The following is an 18,766-nucleotide window of genomic DNA, read 5'->3' as shown; positions in this document are numbered from 1 at the left end:
GAATGCCGCTACCCATATGTTTATCGCGATAACAAATATCGAGGTATGGAGATCGCGATAATCCGAAGGGTGCGGTTCAAAGGAACGACACGCAACGGTACTATGAATGTCTGGTCGGCCATTTTTACTGCCGCGCCCGCCATTCATGTCGCAGTCATTGAAAAATCAGTTTCGAAAGGACACGAGAACCATGACCAGCAATTTCATCACCACCAAGGACGGCACGCAGATATTCTACAAGGACTGGGGTTCGAAGGACGCCCAGCCGGTCGTCTTCCATCACGGCTGGCCGCTTTCGGCCGACGACTGGGACGCCCAGATGCTGTTTTTCCTGCATCAGGGTTTTCGCGTCGTCGCCCATGACCGCCGCGGGCACGGCCGTTCGAGCCAGACCGAAACCGGCAATGAAATGGACACCTATGCTGCCGATGTCGCCGAGCTTGCGGCCCATCTCGATTTGAAAAACGCCATCCATGTCGGCCATTCGACCGGAGGCGGCGAAGTTGCCCGCTACGTTGCCCAATATGGCGGCGGTGGCCGGGTGGCTAAGGCGGTTCTGATGGGCGCCGTGCCGCCGATCATGCTGAAGACGGAAAATAACCCGGGCGGCCTGCCTCTCGAAGTCTTCGACGGTTTTCGCGCAGTGCTTGCTGCCAATCGTGCTCAGTTCTTCCGCGACGTACCAGCCGGCCCGTTCTACGGCTTCAATCGTCCGGGCGCGACCGTTTCGGAAGGGGTCATCGCCAATTGGTGGCGGCAGGGCATGATGGGCGGCACCAAGGCCCATTACGATTGCATCAAGGCTTTTTCGGAAACCGACTTCACCGAGGACCTGAAGGCGATCGACGTGCCGGTTCTCGTCATGCATGGCGACGACGACCAGATCGTCCCGATCGCCGACTCGGCCCTGCTTGCGGTCAAGCTTCTCAAGAACGGTACGCTGAAGGTCTATGAAGGTTTTCCGCACGGCATGGCGACCACGCATGCCGACGTGATCAATGCGGATCTCCTGGCTTTCTTCAAGGGCTGAGCAGACCAGGTCTCATGTGAAAATGGAGAGGCGGCCGCAGGGCCGCCTCGGTTGTTTCGTAGGGGTGTCGAATCGAGGCCTGCCCCTCATCCGGCTGTCGCCACCTTCTCCCCGTTCTGACGGGGAGAAGGGATATGCCGCACCGGTCTGCCCCAATCGCAGCGGCCTGGAACGGGCACGTCCCCTCGCCCCGCGCGCGGGGAGAGGGTTAGGGTGAGGGGCAGATTCCGTCCGCTTCGACTTCGCCTCAGATATTGCTCGTCAGGATCTCGCGCAGCTTTCCAAAAATCTCGTCGATATGGTGCTTTTCGACGATCAGCGGCGGAGACATGGCAATCGTGTCGCCGGTGGTGCGGATCAGCAGGCCGTTTTCGTAGGCCTTGAGGAAGGCGGTGAAGGCCCGCTTTGTGGGTTCGCCGGCAATCGGATCGAGTTCGATGGCGCCGATCAGGCCGAGGTTTCTAATATCGATGACATTCGGCAGATCCTTCAGCGAATGCAGGCCCGCTTCCCAATAGGGGGCGATGTCGCGGGCGCGGTCGAACAGGCCTTCTTCCTTGTAGGTTTCGAGCGTCGCCAGGCCGGCAGCCGAGGCGATCGGGTTGCCGGAATAGGTATAGCCGTGCATGAACTCGATCATGTGCTCCGGACCGGTCATGAAGGCGTCGTGGATCTCGGAGGTGACGAACACGGCACCCATCGGGATCACGCCGTTGGTAAGGCCCTTGGCGGTGGTGATGATGTCCGGCTTGACGTCGAAATACTGGGCCGCGAACGGGGCGCCCAGGCGGCCGAAGCCGGTGATGACTTCGTCGAAGATCAACAGGATACCGTGCTTGGTGCAGATCTCGCGCAGCTTCTGCAGGTAACCCTTCGGCGGGATCAGCACGCCGGTGGAGCCGGCGACAGGCTCGACGATGACCGCGGCGACGGTCGAGGCGTCATGCAGGGTGACGATGCGCTCCAGTTCGGTCGCGAGGTCGCCGCCATGTTCCGGCTCACCCTTGGTGAAGGCGTTCTTGCCCGGCAGGTGGGTGTGCGGCATATGGTCGACGCCGGTCAGAAGCGTGCCGAACATCTTTCGGTTGGAGACGATGCCGCCGACCGAGATGCCGCCGAAATTGACGCCGTGATAACCGCGCTCGCGGCCGATCAGGCGGAAGCGCGAGCCGTTGCCCTTCACGCGGTGATAGGCGAGCGCCACCTTCAGCGCCGTCTCGACCGATTCCGAGCCGGAATTGGTGTAGAGAACGTGGTTCATGCCTTCTGGCGCGATATCGACCAGACGATTGGCGAGTTCGAAAGCCTTGGGGTGGCCCAGCTGGAAGGCGGGCGCATAATCCAGCTCGCCGGCCTGTTCGCGGATCGCCTCGGTGATCTTCGGGCGGCAGTGGCCGGCATTGACGCACCAGAGGCCGGCGGTGGCATCGAGCACCTGTCGGCCGTCATGGGTCGTGTAATGCATATCCTTGGCAGCGACGAAAAGGCGGGGTTCCTGCTTGAACTGGCGGTTTGCCGTAAACGGCATCCAGAACGCCCGCAGGTCGTTGGGCGTGGTATTCAGGCGGTTGGACATGACATTCTCCATGGCCATTCGGTTTCTTCGGGTGGCCATTTCCCGGTCGGCGTCATTGCACCAAGTTTTGACTGCATGGTCAAATTATCAGGGGGATCGGAGGCGTCAACCGCCTTCGAACAAAGGGCCGCTGCGAATTCCTGCGTTGGAGCGAAATCGATTCGGGCTGGCGTTGCTGGGTGGGGCGATCGGTACGGATTTCGATAAAGGCTCAAGATTTCAACGCGATTTCCACCGGTCGTGAAATTTGATTGCGTCTCTCTGGTCTTTTGGAGAAAGCTGCCAATATCGCGTGAAACTTCTATTCCGAGACCCTCATTGGCCGATCCCGATCCGAACGAACAAATCCATCTTGAGCGGCTGGAAGCGCTCGATGCCTATAATATCATGGACACCGAGCCGGAGCCGGAGTTCGACGATATCGTGCTTGTCGCTTCCACGCTCTGCGGCACGCCCGTGGCGCTCGTCAGCCTGGTCGAGAAAGACCGACAGTGGTTCAAGGCGCGCATCGGTTTCGAGGCGTGCGAGACGCCGATCGGGCAGTCGGTCTGCGCCCATGCGCTCGGCAGTTCCGACGTGCTCGTCATCCCAGACCTGCAGCTTGATCGGCGCACCCGCGCCAATACGCTGGTTACCGATGAACCGTATATCCGCTTCTATGCCGGCGCGCCGCTAATCACGCCCGACGAGGTGGTGATCGGCACGCTCTGCGTCATCGATATCGAGCCGCGGCCGCAGGGCCTGGAGGAGGGGCAGAAGGCGGCGCTGCAGGCCCTTGCCCGGCAGGTCATCGCGCTCCTCGAAATGCGGCGTATTTCCCAGCGCAAGGATGACCTGTTCCGGCGCCAGAAGTCGATCAGCGCCAATATTCGCTCCAGCGTCAATGCGAGCCTGGCGGCCCAGGAGGCAGGAAGGGTCGGCACATTCGAAATTGATATCGGGACCTCGATGATGCGGGTGTCACGGGAGTTCTGCCGCATTTTCCACCTGCCTATCGCCGATATCTATCCCACCCGAGTGGTCGAGGAGATGGTCCTGCCGCAGGACAAGGACCTGCAGTCCAGCGACGCGACCAGACGGAAGGGGAGTGCCCCGCTCGACGTCGAATACCGCATTCGCGTGCCGGGCTATGGCGTGCGCTGGATCGCCCGTAATGCCAGCTTCCGCCATGACGAGAGAGGCCGCCCGGTCAAGATGATCGGCACCGTCCGGGATGTGACCGCCGCCAAGCGGGAGGCTGCCCGCGTGCAGGCCCTGCTCGATCTTGGCGATCGGCTGCGCGACCTCAGCGACATGGAATCGATGGCGATCGCCGCCGGCGACCTGATGGCCAGGGCACTTGACGCGACGCGCGCCGGTTTCGGCATCGTCAACGCGGCGGACGAGACGGTGTCGGTGCCGCCCGAATGGTGCGCGCCGGGCGTGAAAAGCCTTGCGGGACTGCACCATTTCCGAGACTACGGGTCTTTTGTCGACGACCTGAAGCGCGGGGAGGCCGTTGTCATCGCCGACGTCGCCACCGATCCGCGCACCCGCGACCACGCGCCGGCGCTTCTTGCGCTTGGCATCCGCGTGCTCGTCAACGTGCCGATCTTCGAACTCGGGCGCTTCAGGCTGGTCGCCTTCATCCATCACGACCAGCCTTATCCCTGGATGGAGGAAGAGATTTCCTTCGTCCGCAGCTTCGGCAACCGCATCCAGATCGCGATGTCGCGGGTTCAGGCCGAGCTGGAGCAGCAGATGCTCAGCAGGGAAATGAGCCATCGGCTGAAGAACACCCTGTCGATGGTGCAGGCGATCGCCACCCAGACGCTACGGCCGGTGACCGAGCGCGACCATGTGGAGGCTTTCGAGAAGCGGCTGCATGCGCTGAGCACTGCCCATGACATCCTGTTCGAGCAGAACTGGACGAGCGCCTCGGTCTATGCCGTCGTCGACCGAACGATGAACGGGATCGGCATGCGGGACCGGATCGACGCGCAGGGTCCGAACGTTCGGTTCGGGCCGAAGGGCTCGCTTTCGCTTTCCCTGCTGCTGCACGAGTTGACGACCAACGCGGTGAAATACGGAGCGCTCTCGAACGATACGGGGAGGGTTGCGATCGACTGGCGCATTGAAGGCGCGGGAGACGGCGCGACCTTCTATCTCTCCTGGCGGGAAACCGGCGGGCCGCCCCCACGCCAGCCGGAGCGCACGGGTTTCGGCTCAAAACTTATTCGCATGGGATTGATCGGAACCGGCGGTGTTCTCGTTAGTTATGATCAACCGGGGTTCAGCGCTGAGATGACAGCTGTGCTCCTTCAGCTAGCACAGGCAGACTGACCGGATGGGACGATCCGCACCGCCAAAAAAACAGGCTGTCCTCGTTGTCGAGGACGAGCCCATCCTGCGCATGATGGCAATCGACCTCGTGGAGGATGCAGGATTCGAGGCGGTCGAGGCAGCCGACGCCGATGAGGCGGTGACGATCCTGGAAACGCGCACGGATATCCGGATCGTTTTTACCGATATCGACATGCCGGGCAGCATGAACGGCATGAAGCTGGCGGCTGCCGTGCGCGACCGCTGGCCACCGATCGAGATCATCATCGTTTCGGGACAGGTCCGCTTGAGCGAGGAAGACTTGCCCGACCGCAGCGTGTTCTTTTCCAAACCCTACGATTGGCAGAAGGTGACCGCGACGCTGCGTCGCATGGCCTCGCATTAGGCGTGGTCGCGCGGATCCGGAGCGTCATATCCGGTCGGCAGGCGGGCATGGAAATGCCCCAGCCGCCGGCGTTATGCCGGCCGCTGAGGCGGGTCAGCGTGATGCTATGTCAGCGCTGTCATTCCTACGCGGCTGCGGATTTCTTCTGCACCGGAGCGCAGTAGATTTCTTCCAGCGTTTCAAGGACCTTGAGAACCGACTCGGACGAGCTGGAGTAATAAATGGTCTGCGCATCGCGGCGGGTCTTCACCAGCTTCTGAGCCCGCAGCTTGGAGAGGTGCTGAGACAGCGCAGATTGGCTGAGGCCAACTTGCGACGCGAGCGCACCCACGGCGACTTCGCCCTTTACCAGGCAGCACAGGATCATCAACCGTTTCGGGTTGGCCATGGCCGACAGCAGGCCTGCGGCCGCGTTGGAATGCTCAGATAGTGCCATCGTATCCATACGTTTTAAATTCCCCTCGTATTCCAAAGCGGCCCCCGGCTTCAAAATCCGGCCCATCGTCCTATGGGTGAAAATTAGCAAGGAGCAAAAGGGATTGTATATCCCTAAATTTCAGGTAACCAGTTATCGTATTTTAGTGATCTCAAAAACATAATCAAGAACGGCTTCGGGAGTCTTTGCAAGAACCTCGAATTCGTGCCTGAGTTGAAAATCCCCCGCAATAAGGTCGATTCCCGCTCGATCGACGCCTCCGAAGCGCCAGAGTTTCCCGTTTTCCGTGCCGATATGGGCAGCAAATTTCTGAGCCTGCTCGGTCATATTTTTTACATTTTCCTGGAGGTCCAGCCACTCCGCCGTGATTCCCGGCTCGGGAATCACGAGGTCAGATCCAGTCAGCATGTATGCACGGCCGAATCCTCCGTTCAGGGATGCTGCCTGTGGAGTGATTCGGAAAAAGCGGAAATCACCGAAATCTGCATACAATGCCGCCTTGGGATGACGATCCAGAAAACGCTGGCGTATGCGTGCATGTTCGGGCGTATCGCGGGCGACGCCCTCGGCGAGAGATTGAACGGTGATCCGGGGATGGGCGAGCGGATCGCCCTTGCCCGGTTCGCCGGCCAGAAGCGAGCAGCGCGGGTCGGCGATGAGGCCTTTCGTATGGCCGGAGAGGCCGGAGACGAGAATGACCGGCACACCGTCGACATCGGTGCCGGTGAGGGCTCGGCTGGCGGAGGGGAAACCGGTTTCCGGATCGAGGACCGCCAGCGCCATGTGACGCGCTCCACGGACCAGCGTGCGGGCAAGCCGGCGGGCCTCGTCGTCGGTGTCACGCAGCACCTGCGGCCTGTCGGTCTTCCCGGTCTGCTGTTCGTCCGCCAACGCTTCCCTCTCCTTGTTCAGTTGCCGGGAAAGCGACCCGGCTCAGCCGTCGGCATACCATCCGGCGACACTAAACGAAAGGTGATTTTGCGGCTCAGCTTATCAGCCGTCGCGTCGGCGATGACGGGTCAGGCCGGCAATCACGTCATCGGACGAAATGGTGCCGATGATCGTGCCGTTGTCGACCACCCCGATGGCGCCCGGCTGACGCGACAGTGCATCGAGGATATCGACGAGCGGCGTTGTCGACAGCGCGGTGCCAGCGACAGTCGTGGTACCTGCCGTGGTGCTTACGCCGGCCCGCATCACGTCGCCGGCGGTCAGCATGCTGATCGGGTTGAGGTGCTGCACGAAATCGGCGACATACTGGTCGGCCGGCGCCCGGACGATCTCCTGTGGCGTGCCGCATTGGATGATGTGCCCGCCCTCCATGATGGCGATGCGATTGCCGATCCGAAAGGCTTCGTCGAGATCGTGGCTGACGAAGAGGATGGTCTTCTTCAGCCGCCGCTGGAATTCGAGAAGCTCGTCCTGCAGGCGGGTGCGGATCAGCGGATCGAGCGCCGAGAAGGGCTCGTCCATGAGCAGGATCGGCGCACCGGTCGCAAAGGCGCGGGCAAGGCCGACGCGCTGCTGCATACCGCCGGACAGTTCGCCGACCTTGCGGCCTGCCCATTTCGTCAGATTGACCAGTTCGAGCTGTTCGTTGACCTGCTTGGCACGCTCGGCATCCGCAACGCCGGCAAGCTCCAGCCCGAAGCCGACATTTTCAGCGACCGTGCGCCAGGGGAGAAGGCCGAACTGCTGGAAGACCATCGAGACCGTGTGCATGCGCAGATCCCGCAGCACTTTGGGGCTCGACTTGTAGGGATCGACCGGGCCCGAGGACGTGGCGACGCTGACATTGCCGCGCACGACCGGGGCCAGCCCGTTGACGGCGCGCAGCAGCGTTGATTTGCCCGAGCCGGACAGGCCCATCAGGACGAGGATTTCGCCCTCGTGGATGGTGAGCGACGCATTGGCGACGCCAAGGACGATGCCGGTCGCGGCACTGATCTCATCGCGGGTCTTGCCCTGGTCGACCATCGCCAGCGCCCGTTCCGGCTTGTCGCCGAAGACGATGTCGACATTGTCGAAAACGACGCAATCGGTTTTCTGGGCGGTCATTGGCCGTCTCCCGTCGATGTGCGGAACATGCGGTCGAGGATGATCGCCAGGATGACGATGCACAGGCCTGAATCGAAGCCGCGCGCGACGTTGACGGTATTCAGTGCCCGCAGCACCGGTACGCCGAGGCCGTTGGCGCCGACCAGGGCGGCGATGACGACCATGGAGAGCGAAAGCATGATCGTCTGGGTGAGGCCGGCCATGATCTGCGGCATCGCGTAGGGCAGTTCCACCTTGCGCAGGATCTGCGACGGAGTGGCGCCGAAGGCGACCGCCGCTTCCCGAAGCGAGCTTGGGGTCGAGACGATGCCGAGGCGGGTGAGGCGGATGGGCGCCGGGATCGCGAAGATGACGGTGGCGATCAGGCCCGGAACCATGCCGAGGCCGAAGAGGATCAGCGCCGGGATCAGGTAAACGAAGCTCGGCAGTGTCTGCATCAGGTCAAGGACCGGCCGCATGGCTTCGTAGAACCATTGGCGTCGGGCAGCGGCAATGCCGAGCGGCACGCCGACCACCATGCTGACGGCGGTCGATGCGAGCACCAGGGCCAGCGTTTCGGTCGTCTCTTTCCAGTAGCCCTGGTTAAAGATCAGGAGCAGGCCGAAGAAGGTGAAGGCTGCGAGCACGAGGGAACGGCGCAGCCACCAGGAAAGCCCGGTCATGGCGGCCATGACGAACAGCGGATGCGGTGTCGCAAGACACCACAAAAGCCCGTCGATCACGGCCAAGAGAACGGAGGAAAGCCAGTCGAAAAACCAGTCGGCATTCGCCGTCAACCAGTCAACGACCGCCTTCGCCCAGGAACCTATAGGTATTCGATGGTCTGCGATCCAATCCACGAGAAAACTGCCGTCCATAGGGAGAGAAAGGGCGGGCTCCGGGGCAGGCGGTGCGCCGCCCCGGAAACATTTTCGGGACTGTTAGAGGCCGAGCGCCTTCTTGACAGCGGCAAGGCCGTCCTTGCCGTCATAGGTGGTGACGCCGGCAACCCACGGCTCGATGACCTTCGGATTGGCTTTCAGCCAAGTCTTGGCCGCGGCGTTGGCATCCTCGCTGTCGTTGAGGATCTTGCCCATGATGGTGTTTTCCATGTCGAGCGAGAACTTCACGTTCTTGAGGAGCTTGCCGAGATTCGGGCATTGGGCGACAAAACCGCCGCGCGCCACGGTATAGACCGTCGCGCCGCCGTAGTTCGGACCGAAGACGGTGGCGTCGCCGCCGGCGAGATAGGTGATCTCATGGGCGACGTTCATCGGATGCGGCGCCCAGGCGAGGAAGACGACCGGCTTGCTGTCCTTGTCGGCGCGGGTGACCTGGGTCAGCATGCCCTGCTCGGAGGATTCGACGACCTGGAAACCCTTGAGGCCGAATGTGTTGGCATCGATCAGCGAAACGATCATGCCGTTGCCTTCGTTGCCCGGCTCGATGCCGTAGATCTTGCCGTCCAGTTCTTTCTTGTGGGTGGCGATATCCTTGAAGTCCTTGATGCCGAGCTTGGCGCCGGCGGCATTGGTGCCGAGCGTGTACTTGGCGCCTTCAAGATTGACGGCGATGCTCTCGATCGACTTGTCGTCGAGATAAGGCTGCAGCGCGTCCTTCTGCGCCGGCATCCAGTTGCCGAGGAAGAGGTCGATATCCTTGTTCTTCATCGAAGAATAGGTGACCGGGACGCCGAGGGTCTTGACGTCGGCCTTGTAGCCGAGGGCCTCGAGGACCTGGATGAAGGATGCGTTGGTCGAGGCAAGGTCGGTCCAGCCCACGTCCGAGATTCGGACGGTCTTGCAGGCTTCCGGTTCGGCGGCGGATGCCGTGCCGACGATCGCGAGGATCGATGCGGCAGCGACGAGCGTGGTCTTCAGTGAGGTAGTCATGCGCATGGGCTGCTCCCGTTTTTTTGGTTCCCGCCATTATCAATATATGCTGCGACGAGGCAAGCGCGCGCATTCGCGGCGGACAATGGGGTGCATTTGCGACATTTGTGACTTTCTCGCCCAGCGTTGCGCAGTCTACAGTTTCCTGTGGTTTTCGGCAAAACCCGCTTTTTTCGAATCCCGATCGCGATCAGAAGGCAGATATGGCCAAGCTTTATTTCCACTACGCGACGATGAACGCCGGCAAGTCGACCATGCTGCTGCAGGCTTCCTATAACTACCGGGAGCGCGGCATGCGCACGGCGATCTTCACGGCGTCGCTGGACGACCGCGCCGGCCGGGGCCGAGTGGCCTCGCGGATCGGGCTTTCCTCCGACGCCATTCCGTTCGAGCCGTCCGACGATCTCTTTATGGGCATCGAGGCGATGCACCGGGAGGAGCCGATCGCCTGCGTGTTCGTCGACGAAGCGCAGTTCCTGTCGCCCGAGCAGGTCTGGCAGCTCGCCCGGATTTCCGACCGGGTCGGCATCCCGGTGATGACCTATGGCTTGAGGACCGATTTCCAGGGCAAGCTGTTTCCCGGCTCGCTGGAACTGCTGGCGATCGCCGACGAGCTGCGCGAGGTGCGCACCATCTGCCATTGCGGGCGCAAGGCGACCATGGTGGTGAGGCTCGACGAGGACGGCAAGCTGGTGCGCGAAGGTGCCCAGGTCGATGTCGGCGGCAGCGAAAAATATGTTTCGCTCTGCCGGCGGCATTGGGAAGATCAGATGCATTGCGATTGATGCTCGGAATTTAAACCTCCGTTCACCGTACGCAACGGAAGACGGCGGCGGCGCGGCAAAATTGATGCTGGTCAAAGTCTGCGGCCGGAAACATATTTATGTATCACATCCGAAACGTCCCGGCCTGACGGGGCGGTGGTTCCCAGCTGGAGTTCCCCGCATGCGCAAGACCACCAAAACCTTTACCCTTGCCACCAGCCTCGCCCTGTTCGCCCTGCCGGCCTTCAGCGCCGAAATCGAGGTGAAGATGCTCAACAAGGGCAGCGACGGCGAGGCCATGGTGTTCGAGCCGGCGGCCGTGAAGGCGCAGCCGGGCGATACGATCAAGTTCGTGCCGGTTGACAAGGGGCATGACGTGGTTTCGATGCCCGGCCTAGTGCCGGAAGGGGTGGCCGAAATCAAAGGCAAGATCAGCCAGGAAGTTTCCTTTACCGCCGACAAGCCGGGCGTCTACGTCTTCAAATGCACGCCGCATTTCGGCATGGGCATGGTCGCGGTGATCGTCGTCGGCGACGCCCCGGCCAATCTCGACGCGGTGAAGGCTGCCAAGATGCCGAAAAAGGCAAAAGACCGGCTTGATGCGGAGATCGCCAAGCTGAAGCTCTGATCTTTCCAGGACTTTTTGCCGCCTTCCGATTTTTCCGGCAATCGAGCCGGGACGGCGTGGCATAATTCTGCAGCGGCGTTATCTTGGTCCTCAGACGGCGGGAGAATGGGCGTGGCGGCACCTGGGAATTTCGACAGCGAGATCGAACGGATCGGCAGCGTGCTGGCCGCAATGCGCGATGCGCTCGCCCCGGTCTCAACGCTGCTTGCCGAAACCGCGCGGGATCTCGCCCTGCCGGACGAGGAGAAGCTGGCGGCGGAAGCCGAGCGGCTGACGGCGGAGCGGCCCGAGCGGCAGGCGATCGAGTCGGCAACAGCCCGGCTGGTCGCAGATCTGGCAGCAGAGATCGGCATCTGCGCCCAGGAATTCGACGATCGGGAGGTGCCGACGCGCTTCGAAACGCTGATCGGCTACGTTTCCGGGGCTGCCAGACACCGCCGGCAACGAGCGCGCTGGCGCAGCCCCGCACCGCTCAACCGGCTGGGCGAGCTCCTGCGGCGTGCCGACCTACTGGCCGGTCTGGTGCGGCAGGAGCGGGACTTCCTGATTGGACAACGCAGGGAGAGCGAAGGCGACCTGGTGACGTTCATCGACCACCGCCCGGAGATCACCGAAAAGCTGCGCGGCGTGGACGGTGTTGCGACGACAGGCACGGACCTGGTCGGCCGCACGGAGCCGGCGATCCAGGTCTTTCAGGACTTTGTCGCAGGATTGAACGCGCGGATAGGCACCTGCAACATCCTCCTGCACAAGCTGATCGGCGATACGGAAAACCTGCTCATCCTCTACCGGGTGGTTGCCGATGCCGGGGGGCATGGCGATGCCGGCCTGAAGCCCGAACTTTTTCCGCATCTGGTGCCCGAGGTCGGGCGTTTCGCAAACGGCATGCTGACATTGCACGGGCTCGACCGGCGGCGGCATCGCGCCGACCAGGCCTTTGCCGAGCGATTTCCCGCCGAGGTCCCCGGGGAGGCGGCAAAAGCCGGTGGCGGGCAAGGCGGCTTTCGACTGCCGGCGATTGCCGGGTTCAAGTTCGTCCGGTCCCGATAGGGCCCTTGAGAAGCCGGCTAGGCATTCGTTTCTTGCGGTTGCGACGAAACGCTGCGCCCCGTTGTGCTTGTGACGCCGAGCACATATGTGTGAGCCAAGCCCAATCGGATGCACCCCGCCTCACGAGGAGACAGCGATGCTCGACCGGATTACCGCCTTTTTTCAAGGAATCGGCCAGGCCGTCGGGCGAGGCATAGGGCTGTTGATCGCCTGGATCGTCTGGCCATTCATGGCAGCGCACGGCTGGTACCGCCAGCGCCACTGGATGGTGAAAGGGCCGATCCTCGCCTTCCTGGTGCTGATGATCGGGCTCTACGGCTACTTCTTCTGGCAGACGCAGGTCTGGACCAATTTCAACCCGAATTTCGTCGACAGCTACCGCTGGTCGGAGCGCAACGTGCCGGCCGGCCAGGAATTGCCCGCAACGGCCCCTGCAAGCGCCAACGCGACCGCTCCGGCGACCGGCGCGAAACAATGCCAGTCGTCGGCGATCGTCGACGCGGCCGCCGATCTCACCGACATGAACGTCAACCAGAATGCCTGGATCTCCTCGATGCTGCTCTACCGGCTCGGGTTCTTCGGCATCGACTGGGATCACACGCCTTTCCTCGACAACAAGGCCTCCTTCCAGCGCGGCGTCAACCAGGCGGTGCGCCGCACCTCGACGGAACTCGTCGATTCGCTTGGGCGCGTGCGGGGCACGTCGAGCATCAACAACAACCTCCAGGACGCCCGCGGCAACCTGCAGTTCGACGAATTTTCCTGGTATTTCGGGCTTAGCCCCTTTGGGCCGAAGACCCCGACCCCAAGCTATTATCGCGCGGCGATCAGCAAGCTGAGGGCGTTCAATACCGATCTGACCTCCTGCAACGCGACCTTCGACGGCCGCGCCGACAACCTGATCCAGTTCATCGACCGGATCGCCAACGATCTCGGCGGCACGTCGGCGATCCTGCGGGAGCGCTCGGAGAACTACAATGCCGGCTGGTTCGATACGCGTGCCGACGACCGCTTCTGGTTCGCCTACGGCCAGCTCTACGGCTATTATGCGGTGCTTGCAGCGGCAGGGGCGGATTTTTCCCAGGTGATCCGCGAGCGCAATATCGGGCCGCTGTGGACCGACACGCTGTCGCAGTTCAAGTCGGCGCTGCGCATCCAGCCGGCGATCATCTCCAACGGCCGCGAAGACGGCTGGATCATGCCGAGCCATCTGGCGGTGATGGGTTTCTACACGCTCAGGGTTCGCTCGAACCTGGTGGAATTGCGCTCGGTGCTCGACCGGTAAGCCGGCTGGCGCCGGTTGGGTTTTTAGGGGTTCAGGTTTTCGGGAGACTTGGTTCGTCGAGAAAGAACGTCACGCCTGGACGTTCGGCAAAGAACTCGTAGGTCATGCCGACGACCTCGCCGCTCGTGCCGGGCTTGTCGCGGAACTTGCCGACGCTGCGAACATATTTGTAGTGCTCGGCATCGGCCTTGACGCGGTAGATGTTGTGATAGGTCAGGCGTTCGCCGCTGGCGCGCTCGAAGGTCTCCATCAGCTGCGGCATGTCGTCAGGGTGGATTCGCGCGGTGATGGCGACCATGTTCATGGGACCGTCCTTGGGCTCCAGGCCCAGGATGCGACAGACATCCTCCGTCGCGAAAAAGTGGCCGGTGTCCAGGTCGATCCGCCAATAACCGTAAAAACGGAAGGCCGAGGCGAGTTCCACCACCTCGTCAGCCGAGAGCCCCACTTCCTTGTATTGAGTATTGACGCGTTTTTCGGTGTGTTCGACCCAAAACGTCAATCTTTTTCTCCCATAGGCCGGGAGATAACGCCCCAACCTCACACTATGAGTCTCAATCTCAGAGCCTTAGCTACCAACTGGGTGCGGTTGACGCAATCCAGTTTCTTTATGGCATTGGTCATATATGCGTTAACGGTGTGGTCCGAGAGCGAGAGAATCCGTCCGATTTCGGAGGATGTCTTGCCCTGTGCCGTCCAGCGGACGACCTCCAGTTCGCGGGTGGTGAGGGGGCCGGCGGTGCCGGTCTTGGCACTGCGGCGGATCTTGTCGAAGACATCGAAGGCATGCAGCACGATCATGCCGATCTCGTTGAGCTCCACCTGGCTCAGCCGATGCCGGACGCCGTCGAAGCGCAGCATGAAGCGGCCGCCATCGATCGAATGCACCGCCATCGCGACGCTGGTGATGATGTCGTAGCGGCGCTGCAACTCGTCCATCTCGACCGGCACCGGAAAACCGCGCACGCTTTCGGGATCGTCGATCGACCAACAATAGGGAAGGGCCGATTTCGAGATGATCGGCGCGACCGGACAAAGCTTCAAAAGGCGGCGGCGGTCAAATTCCTGGACATAGCTTGCGGGCAGCGTCGTCTCGACGATCATCCGCGACAAAAGCGTCTCATCCGCCCTGGTGGCGGTGAAAAGCGTAATATGCCGAAACCCGAACTCGTGGGCAACGCGCTTCATGGCAGCAAATATTTCCAGCCGCGAATCCGCGGCGGAAATCTCGCTGTTCAGAATCGATTGCCGTTCCAAAGTGATCATGCGGGCGAAGCTGACAGATGGTTTATGTAATCGTTAACAAATATACAAATCGGTTTGAATAGCCAGCGAAATTTCCTGCGTTGCAACAGAAACCGCTATGTTTTCCGATATAGGCTCACTTTATTTCCATGAATTCATGGAGTTACGGGGTCAAGATTTATACGGGGATATATCCGGTTCCCTTAATTTCCTCCATGACAGCATAAGTGTGGGTTTCCCTGACCCCCGGAAGCGGGAGAATCACCTCCGAGAGGAACTGCCGGTAGGCTTCCATTCCGGCGACGCGTGCCTTCACCAGATAATCGAAACCGCCTGCCACCATGTGGCATTCCATCACGTCGTCGCTGCGCTTCACCGCGGCGGCGAATGCGTCGAAAACGTCGGGCGTGGTGCGGTCGAGCTTGACCTGTACGAAGACGAGCAGATTGCGCCCGAGCTTTTCCGGCGACAGCAAAGCGCTATAACCGGTGATGTATCCTTCGCGGGTCAGCCGCTTGACCCGTTCGGCGGTCGCCGTGGGTGAAAGCGAGACGCGATCGGCGAGTTCGAGGTTGCTCAGGCGCCCCTCTTTCTGGAGCGCCCGGAGGATTTTTCGGTCGAGACGGTCGATGTCCTTCATGTTTCGCTACATTTTGTCAGAGTTGCCGTGAGATATTCCGTTAATGTCATAAAAATCCGCCGAAATCACCAGGAAATTCCCGCTATGGAGAGAATGAAACGGAGATGCCTATGAGCCAGATTCTGACCGAGCCCTTCATTCCCTTCAATGCGCCCTATGCCGGTGACGACGACCGGCTGATCCGGCAGTTCGCCGCCCGCACCAGCTTCACGTCGGCGCAGGACGCGGCGATCGACCAGCGGGCGCGGCGGATGGTCAATGCCATCCGCGACGGGGCCGGCAAGGTCGGCGGCGTCGAGGACTTCTTGCGCGAATATGGGCTTTCGACCCGGGAAGGGCTGGCGCTGATGGTGCTTGCCGAGGCGCTGCTCCGCGTGCCCGATGCCTTGACCCAGGACCGGCTGATCGAGGACAAGCTGCGCGAAGGTGGCTGGAGCACTCATGAGGCCTCCGGCGAAAGCTGGTTCGTGTCGGCCTCCGCCTGGGCGCTTGCGGTTTCGGCGCGCGTCATCGGCCCGGGCGAGACGCCCGAGGGAATCCTGCGCGGCCTCGTCAAGCGCGTCGGCCTGCCGACCGTGCGCACCGCCACCAAGCAGGCGATGCGTTTCCTCGGCCACCATTTCGTGCTCGGCGAGACGATGAAGGATGCACTAGTGCGCGCGGCCAAGAGCGAGGAGAAAGGCTACCGCCATTCCTTCGACATGCTGGGCGAGGGCGCCCGCACGGCAGAAGACGCCAAGCGTTATTTCCGCTCCTATGCCGATGCGATCCAGTCGATCGGTGCGCATATGAAAAAACACGGTAAGGGCAGGCAGCTTCCCGACCGGATGGGCATTTCCGTCAAACTTTCGGCGCTGCATCCGCGCTACCTCGCCACCCACCATGACCGGGTGATGGCTGAACTGGTACCCGACCTTCTGGATCTCGCCCGGATGGCCAAGGAACACCAGCTCAACTTCACTGTCGACGCGGAAGAGGCCGACCGGCTGGAACTGTCGCTCGATGTGATCGCCGCTACCTTCTCCGATCCGTCGCTAGCCGGCTGGGACGGGTTCGGCCTGGCGATCCAGGCCTATCAGAAGCGGGCTCCGGCGGTGATCGACTATATTGACCAACTCTGCACCACGCATGGCCGGCGGATGATGGTGCGGCTCGTCAAGGGCGCCTATTGGGACACCGAGGTGAAGCGGGCGCAGGAGCGGGGGATCGAGGACTATCCGGTCTGGACCCGCAAGCCGGCGACAGATCTTGCCTATCTCGCCTGCGCTCAGCAGCTTCTCGCCAAGCGGGCGCGGATCTTTCCGCAATTTGCGACCCATAACGCGTTGACCGTCTCGACCATCCTGGAGCTTGCCGGCCCGGACCGCACCGGCTTCGAATTCCAGCGGCTGCACGGAATGGGAGAGGCGCTCTACGACGATCTGCTGGAAAGCAATGACCGCATCGCCTGCCGCATCTATGCGCCGGTCGGCGGTTATCGCGACCTGCTCGCCTATCTCGTCCGCCGGCTTCTCGAAAACGGCGCCAACTCCTCCTTCGTGGCGGTTGCCGGCGACAAGCAGGTTCCGGTCGAAAAGCTGCTCGAACGGCCGGCCGCGCGGCTTGGCCTCGATGACGGCATCAGCGCCCGGCACAAGCAGATCCCGCTTCCCTCCGACATCTACGGCCGGCGCAAGAACAGCGCCGGTTTCGAATTCGGCCACCGGGTCGAGCTCGAGCGGTTGATGGCGAGCGTCTCCAAATCGTGGGGCGAGGTAAAGGCGGGGCCGTTGGCGGCGGGCGTCACCTCCAAGGCGGAGGAAAAGCCGGTTCGCTCGCCGGCAGATCGTTCGAAGATCGTCGGCACCGTGCGCGATGCGACGCCGGCAGATGTGGATGCAGCCTTCACGGCTGCGGCCAAGGCTTTCCGGGCCTGGTCGCGCCAGCCGGTGGAAATCCGCGCTGCCTGCCTGGAGCGGGCCGCCGGGCTGATGGAGGAAAACCGCGACCGGCTGCTGGCGCTGCTTGCTGCCGAGGCCGGCAAGACGCTGGATGACGGGATCGCCGAAATCCGCGAGGCGGTGGATTTCTGCCGCTACTACGCCGACAAGGGCCGCGAGCTGTTCGCCATGCCGAGCCTGATGCCGGGACCGACCGGCGAGGACAACCGCCATTTTTGGCGCGGCCGCGGCGTGTTCGGCTGTATTTCGCCGTGGAACTTCCCGCTGGCGATTTTCCTCGGGCAGATTTCGGCGGCGCTGGTGGCCGGCAATACGGTCGTCGCAAAGCCGGCGCCACAAACGCCGCTGATCGCCCATGAGGCGATCAAGCTGTTCCACCAGGCAGGGGTTCCGGCCGAGGTGCTGGCGCTGGTGCCGGGCGGCCCGGATGTCGGCTCGGCGATCACCGCGCATCGCAAGCTCGCCGGCATCGCCTTCACGGGCTCTACGAAGACGGCGCATGCGATCAACCGGGCGCTGGCCGCCAAGGACGGGCCGATCGTGCCCTTTATCGCCGAGACCGGCGGCATCAACGCGATGATCGTCGATGCGACGGCGCTTTCGGAACAGGTGGCGGACGACGTGGTTGTTTCTGCCTTCCGCTCCGCCGGTCAGCGCTGCTCGGCGCTGCGCATCCTTTTTCTGCAGGAGGATATCGCCGACGGCATGCTGAAGATGATTGAGGGGGCGGCGGCCGAGCTCAATCTCGCCGACCCGGCGAAACAGAATACCGATGTCGGGCCGATCATCGACGAGAACCAGAGACAAATGCTGGCCGATCACGTCGCGGACATGCTGGCGAGAAAGCAGAAGATACGTTACGCCGGGGGGGCGCCGCAGACCGGCAATTTCTTCGCCCCCCACATCATCGAACTCGACAGCGCCTCAGTGCTGACCAAGGAAGTGTTCGGTCCGGTCCTGCATGTGGTGCGCTGGAAGGCGAAGGAGTTCGACAAGGTGCTTTCGGCGATCGACGCGACAGGCTACGGCCTGACGCTCGGCATCCACAGCCGCATCGAGGCGACGATCCGCAAGGTGACGGAGGCGCTCGATACCGGCAATGTCTATGTCAACCGCAACATGATCGGCGCCGTGGTCGGCACCCAGCCCTTCGGCGGCTCCGGCCTTTCCGGCACCGGCTTCAAGGCGGGCGGCCCCGCCTACCTGATGCGGTTTGCCGAAGAGCAGGTGATCTCGGTCAACACCGCTGCCGCCGGCGGCAACGCCAGCCTGATCGCCATCGGGGAGGGGTGAGACGCGACGGCGCAGCCGGCAAAACACTCCAGTGGAGCGTTTTGAGCGTCGAACGCGCCGAGCGAAAGCGAAGCGCCGGGGGCGTTTTGGAGCCAGATGCGGCAGACCATCTCTTGCCCCCCGCGGACGGCGCGACTACCCAGAACCAAAAGGCTCGGAGCGATCCGGGCCTTTTTTGCATTCAGTCCTGTTGTATTTTTGCCATCGGACCAGCCTCGCATAAATATGATCATTAGAGTCATG

General features: G+C 62.2%; 17 protein-coding genes. 8 read left to right on the top strand and 9 right to left on the bottom strand.

Going from position 1 to position 18,766, the window contains the following annotated elements:
- The first annotated feature begins 190 nt into the window (after positions 1–190).
- Positions 191–1,030: an alpha/beta fold hydrolase gene (locus MOV63_RS18860; protein WP_247035676.1), complete on the top strand. Its 840-nt coding sequence runs from the start codon at positions 191–193 to the stop codon at positions 1,028–1,030.
- Between the two features lie 247 nt (positions 1,031–1,277).
- On the opposite strand, the gene MOV63_RS18855 is transcribed toward MOV63_RS18860, so the two are convergent.
- Positions 1,278–2,606 (bottom strand): aspartate aminotransferase family protein, encoded by a 1,329-nt coding sequence (locus tag MOV63_RS18855; RefSeq protein WP_038549485.1) that lies wholly within the window; start codon positions 2,604–2,606, stop codon positions 1,278–1,280.
- A 318-nt stretch (positions 2,607–2,924) separates the two neighbouring features.
- On the opposite strand from MOV63_RS18855, the gene MOV63_RS18850 reads away from it, so the two are divergent.
- Entirely contained in the window at positions 2,925–4,928 is a 2,004-nt protein-coding gene (locus tag MOV63_RS18850; protein WP_247035673.1) for a GAF domain-containing protein, read from the top strand.
- 4 nt (positions 4,929–4,932) lie between these two features.
- Positions 4,933–5,313: a response regulator gene (locus tag MOV63_RS18845; protein ID WP_038588450.1), complete on the top strand. Its 381-nt coding sequence runs from the start codon at positions 4,933–4,935 to the stop codon at positions 5,311–5,313.
- A 124-nt stretch (positions 5,314–5,437) separates the two neighbouring features.
- Here the strand turns inward: MOV63_RS18845 and MOV63_RS18840 are convergent, their stop codons facing one another.
- From MOV63_RS18840 to choX, 5 genes are all read right to left on the bottom strand, one after another.
- Positions 5,438–5,758 carry a helix-turn-helix transcriptional regulator gene (locus tag MOV63_RS18840; protein ID WP_038544336.1) on the bottom strand — a complete coding sequence of 107 codons (321 nt, stop codon included), beginning with the start codon at positions 5,756–5,758 and terminating at the stop codon, positions 5,438–5,440.
- Between the two features lie 123 nt (positions 5,759–5,881).
- Positions 5,882–6,640 (bottom strand): HugZ family protein, encoded by a 759-nt coding sequence (locus tag MOV63_RS18835; protein WP_247035666.1) that lies wholly within the window; start codon positions 6,638–6,640, stop codon positions 5,882–5,884.
- Between the two features lie 102 nt (positions 6,641–6,742).
- Positions 6,743–7,807, bottom strand: a complete 1,065-nt coding sequence (gene choV, locus MOV63_RS18830; RefSeq protein ID WP_247035663.1) for a choline ABC transporter ATP-binding protein — start codon at positions 7,805–7,807, stop codon at positions 6,743–6,745.
- Positions 7,804–8,646, bottom strand: a complete 843-nt coding sequence (choW, locus tag MOV63_RS18825) for a choline ABC transporter permease subunit (protein WP_038549479.1) — start codon at positions 8,644–8,646, stop codon at positions 7,804–7,806. Before choW ends, choV begins: the two co-directional genes overlap by 4 nt.
- Before the next feature lie 81 nt (positions 8,647–8,727).
- A complete protein-coding gene (gene choX, locus MOV63_RS18820; protein ID WP_405029353.1) occupies positions 8,728–9,684 on the bottom strand; it encodes a choline ABC transporter substrate-binding protein in 957 nt (318 codons plus the stop codon).
- Between the two features lie 197 nt (positions 9,685–9,881).
- Between choX and MOV63_RS18815 the strand changes: the two genes are divergently transcribed.
- The 4 genes from MOV63_RS18815 to MOV63_RS18800 all read left to right on the top strand — a co-directional run bounded on the left by MOV63_RS18815 (position 9,882) and on the right by MOV63_RS18800 (position 13,405).
- Positions 9,882–10,463, top strand: a complete 582-nt coding sequence (locus MOV63_RS18815) for a thymidine kinase (protein ID WP_038544328.1) — start codon at positions 9,882–9,884, stop codon at positions 10,461–10,463.
- A gap of 160 nt (positions 10,464–10,623) precedes the next feature.
- Positions 10,624–11,070, top strand: a complete 447-nt coding sequence (locus MOV63_RS18810) for a pseudoazurin (RefSeq protein WP_038544326.1) — start codon at positions 10,624–10,626, stop codon at positions 11,068–11,070.
- 111 nt (positions 11,071–11,181) lie between these two features.
- On the top strand, positions 11,182–12,120 hold the full coding sequence (locus MOV63_RS18805; protein ID WP_247035655.1) for a hypothetical protein: 939 nt from the start codon (positions 11,182–11,184) through the stop codon (positions 12,118–12,120).
- Between the two features lie 136 nt (positions 12,121–12,256).
- Entirely contained in the window at positions 12,257–13,405 is a 1,149-nt protein-coding gene (locus tag MOV63_RS18800; RefSeq protein ID WP_247035653.1) for a DUF2333 family protein, read from the top strand.
- A gap of 31 nt (positions 13,406–13,436) precedes the next feature.
- On the opposite strand, the gene MOV63_RS18795 is transcribed toward MOV63_RS18800, so the two are convergent.
- From MOV63_RS18795 to MOV63_RS18785, 3 genes are all read right to left on the bottom strand, one after another.
- The gene (locus MOV63_RS18795) at positions 13,437–13,907 is read right to left on the bottom strand and encodes a PAS domain-containing protein (RefSeq protein WP_038544321.1); all 471 of its coding nucleotides are present in this window, start codon (positions 13,905–13,907) and stop codon (positions 13,437–13,439) included.
- A 38-nt stretch (positions 13,908–13,945) separates the two neighbouring features.
- Positions 13,946–14,671 carry a LuxR family transcriptional regulator gene (locus MOV63_RS18790; RefSeq protein ID WP_038544319.1) on the bottom strand — a complete coding sequence of 242 codons (726 nt, stop codon included), beginning with the start codon at positions 14,669–14,671 and terminating at the stop codon, positions 13,946–13,948.
- A gap of 157 nt (positions 14,672–14,828) precedes the next feature.
- Entirely contained in the window at positions 14,829–15,290 is a 462-nt protein-coding gene (locus MOV63_RS18785; RefSeq protein WP_038544317.1) for an Lrp/AsnC ligand binding domain-containing protein, read from the bottom strand.
- Positions 15,291–15,400: 110 nt separating this feature from the next.
- On the opposite strand from MOV63_RS18785, the gene putA reads away from it, so the two are divergent.
- Positions 15,401–18,523 (top strand): bifunctional proline dehydrogenase/L-glutamate gamma-semialdehyde dehydrogenase PutA, encoded by a 3,123-nt coding sequence (gene putA, locus MOV63_RS18780; protein WP_405029352.1) that lies wholly within the window; start codon positions 15,401–15,403, stop codon positions 18,521–18,523.
- The last annotated feature ends 243 nt before the right edge of the window (positions 18,524–18,766 follow it).

The organism is Neorhizobium sp. SHOUNA12A (assembly GCF_023006505.1).
Lineage (GTDB): Bacteria > Pseudomonadota > Alphaproteobacteria > Rhizobiales > Rhizobiaceae > Neorhizobium.
Note: the sequence above shows the minus strand (reverse complement) of the source record. Positions and strands in the feature narration are given on the sequence as shown.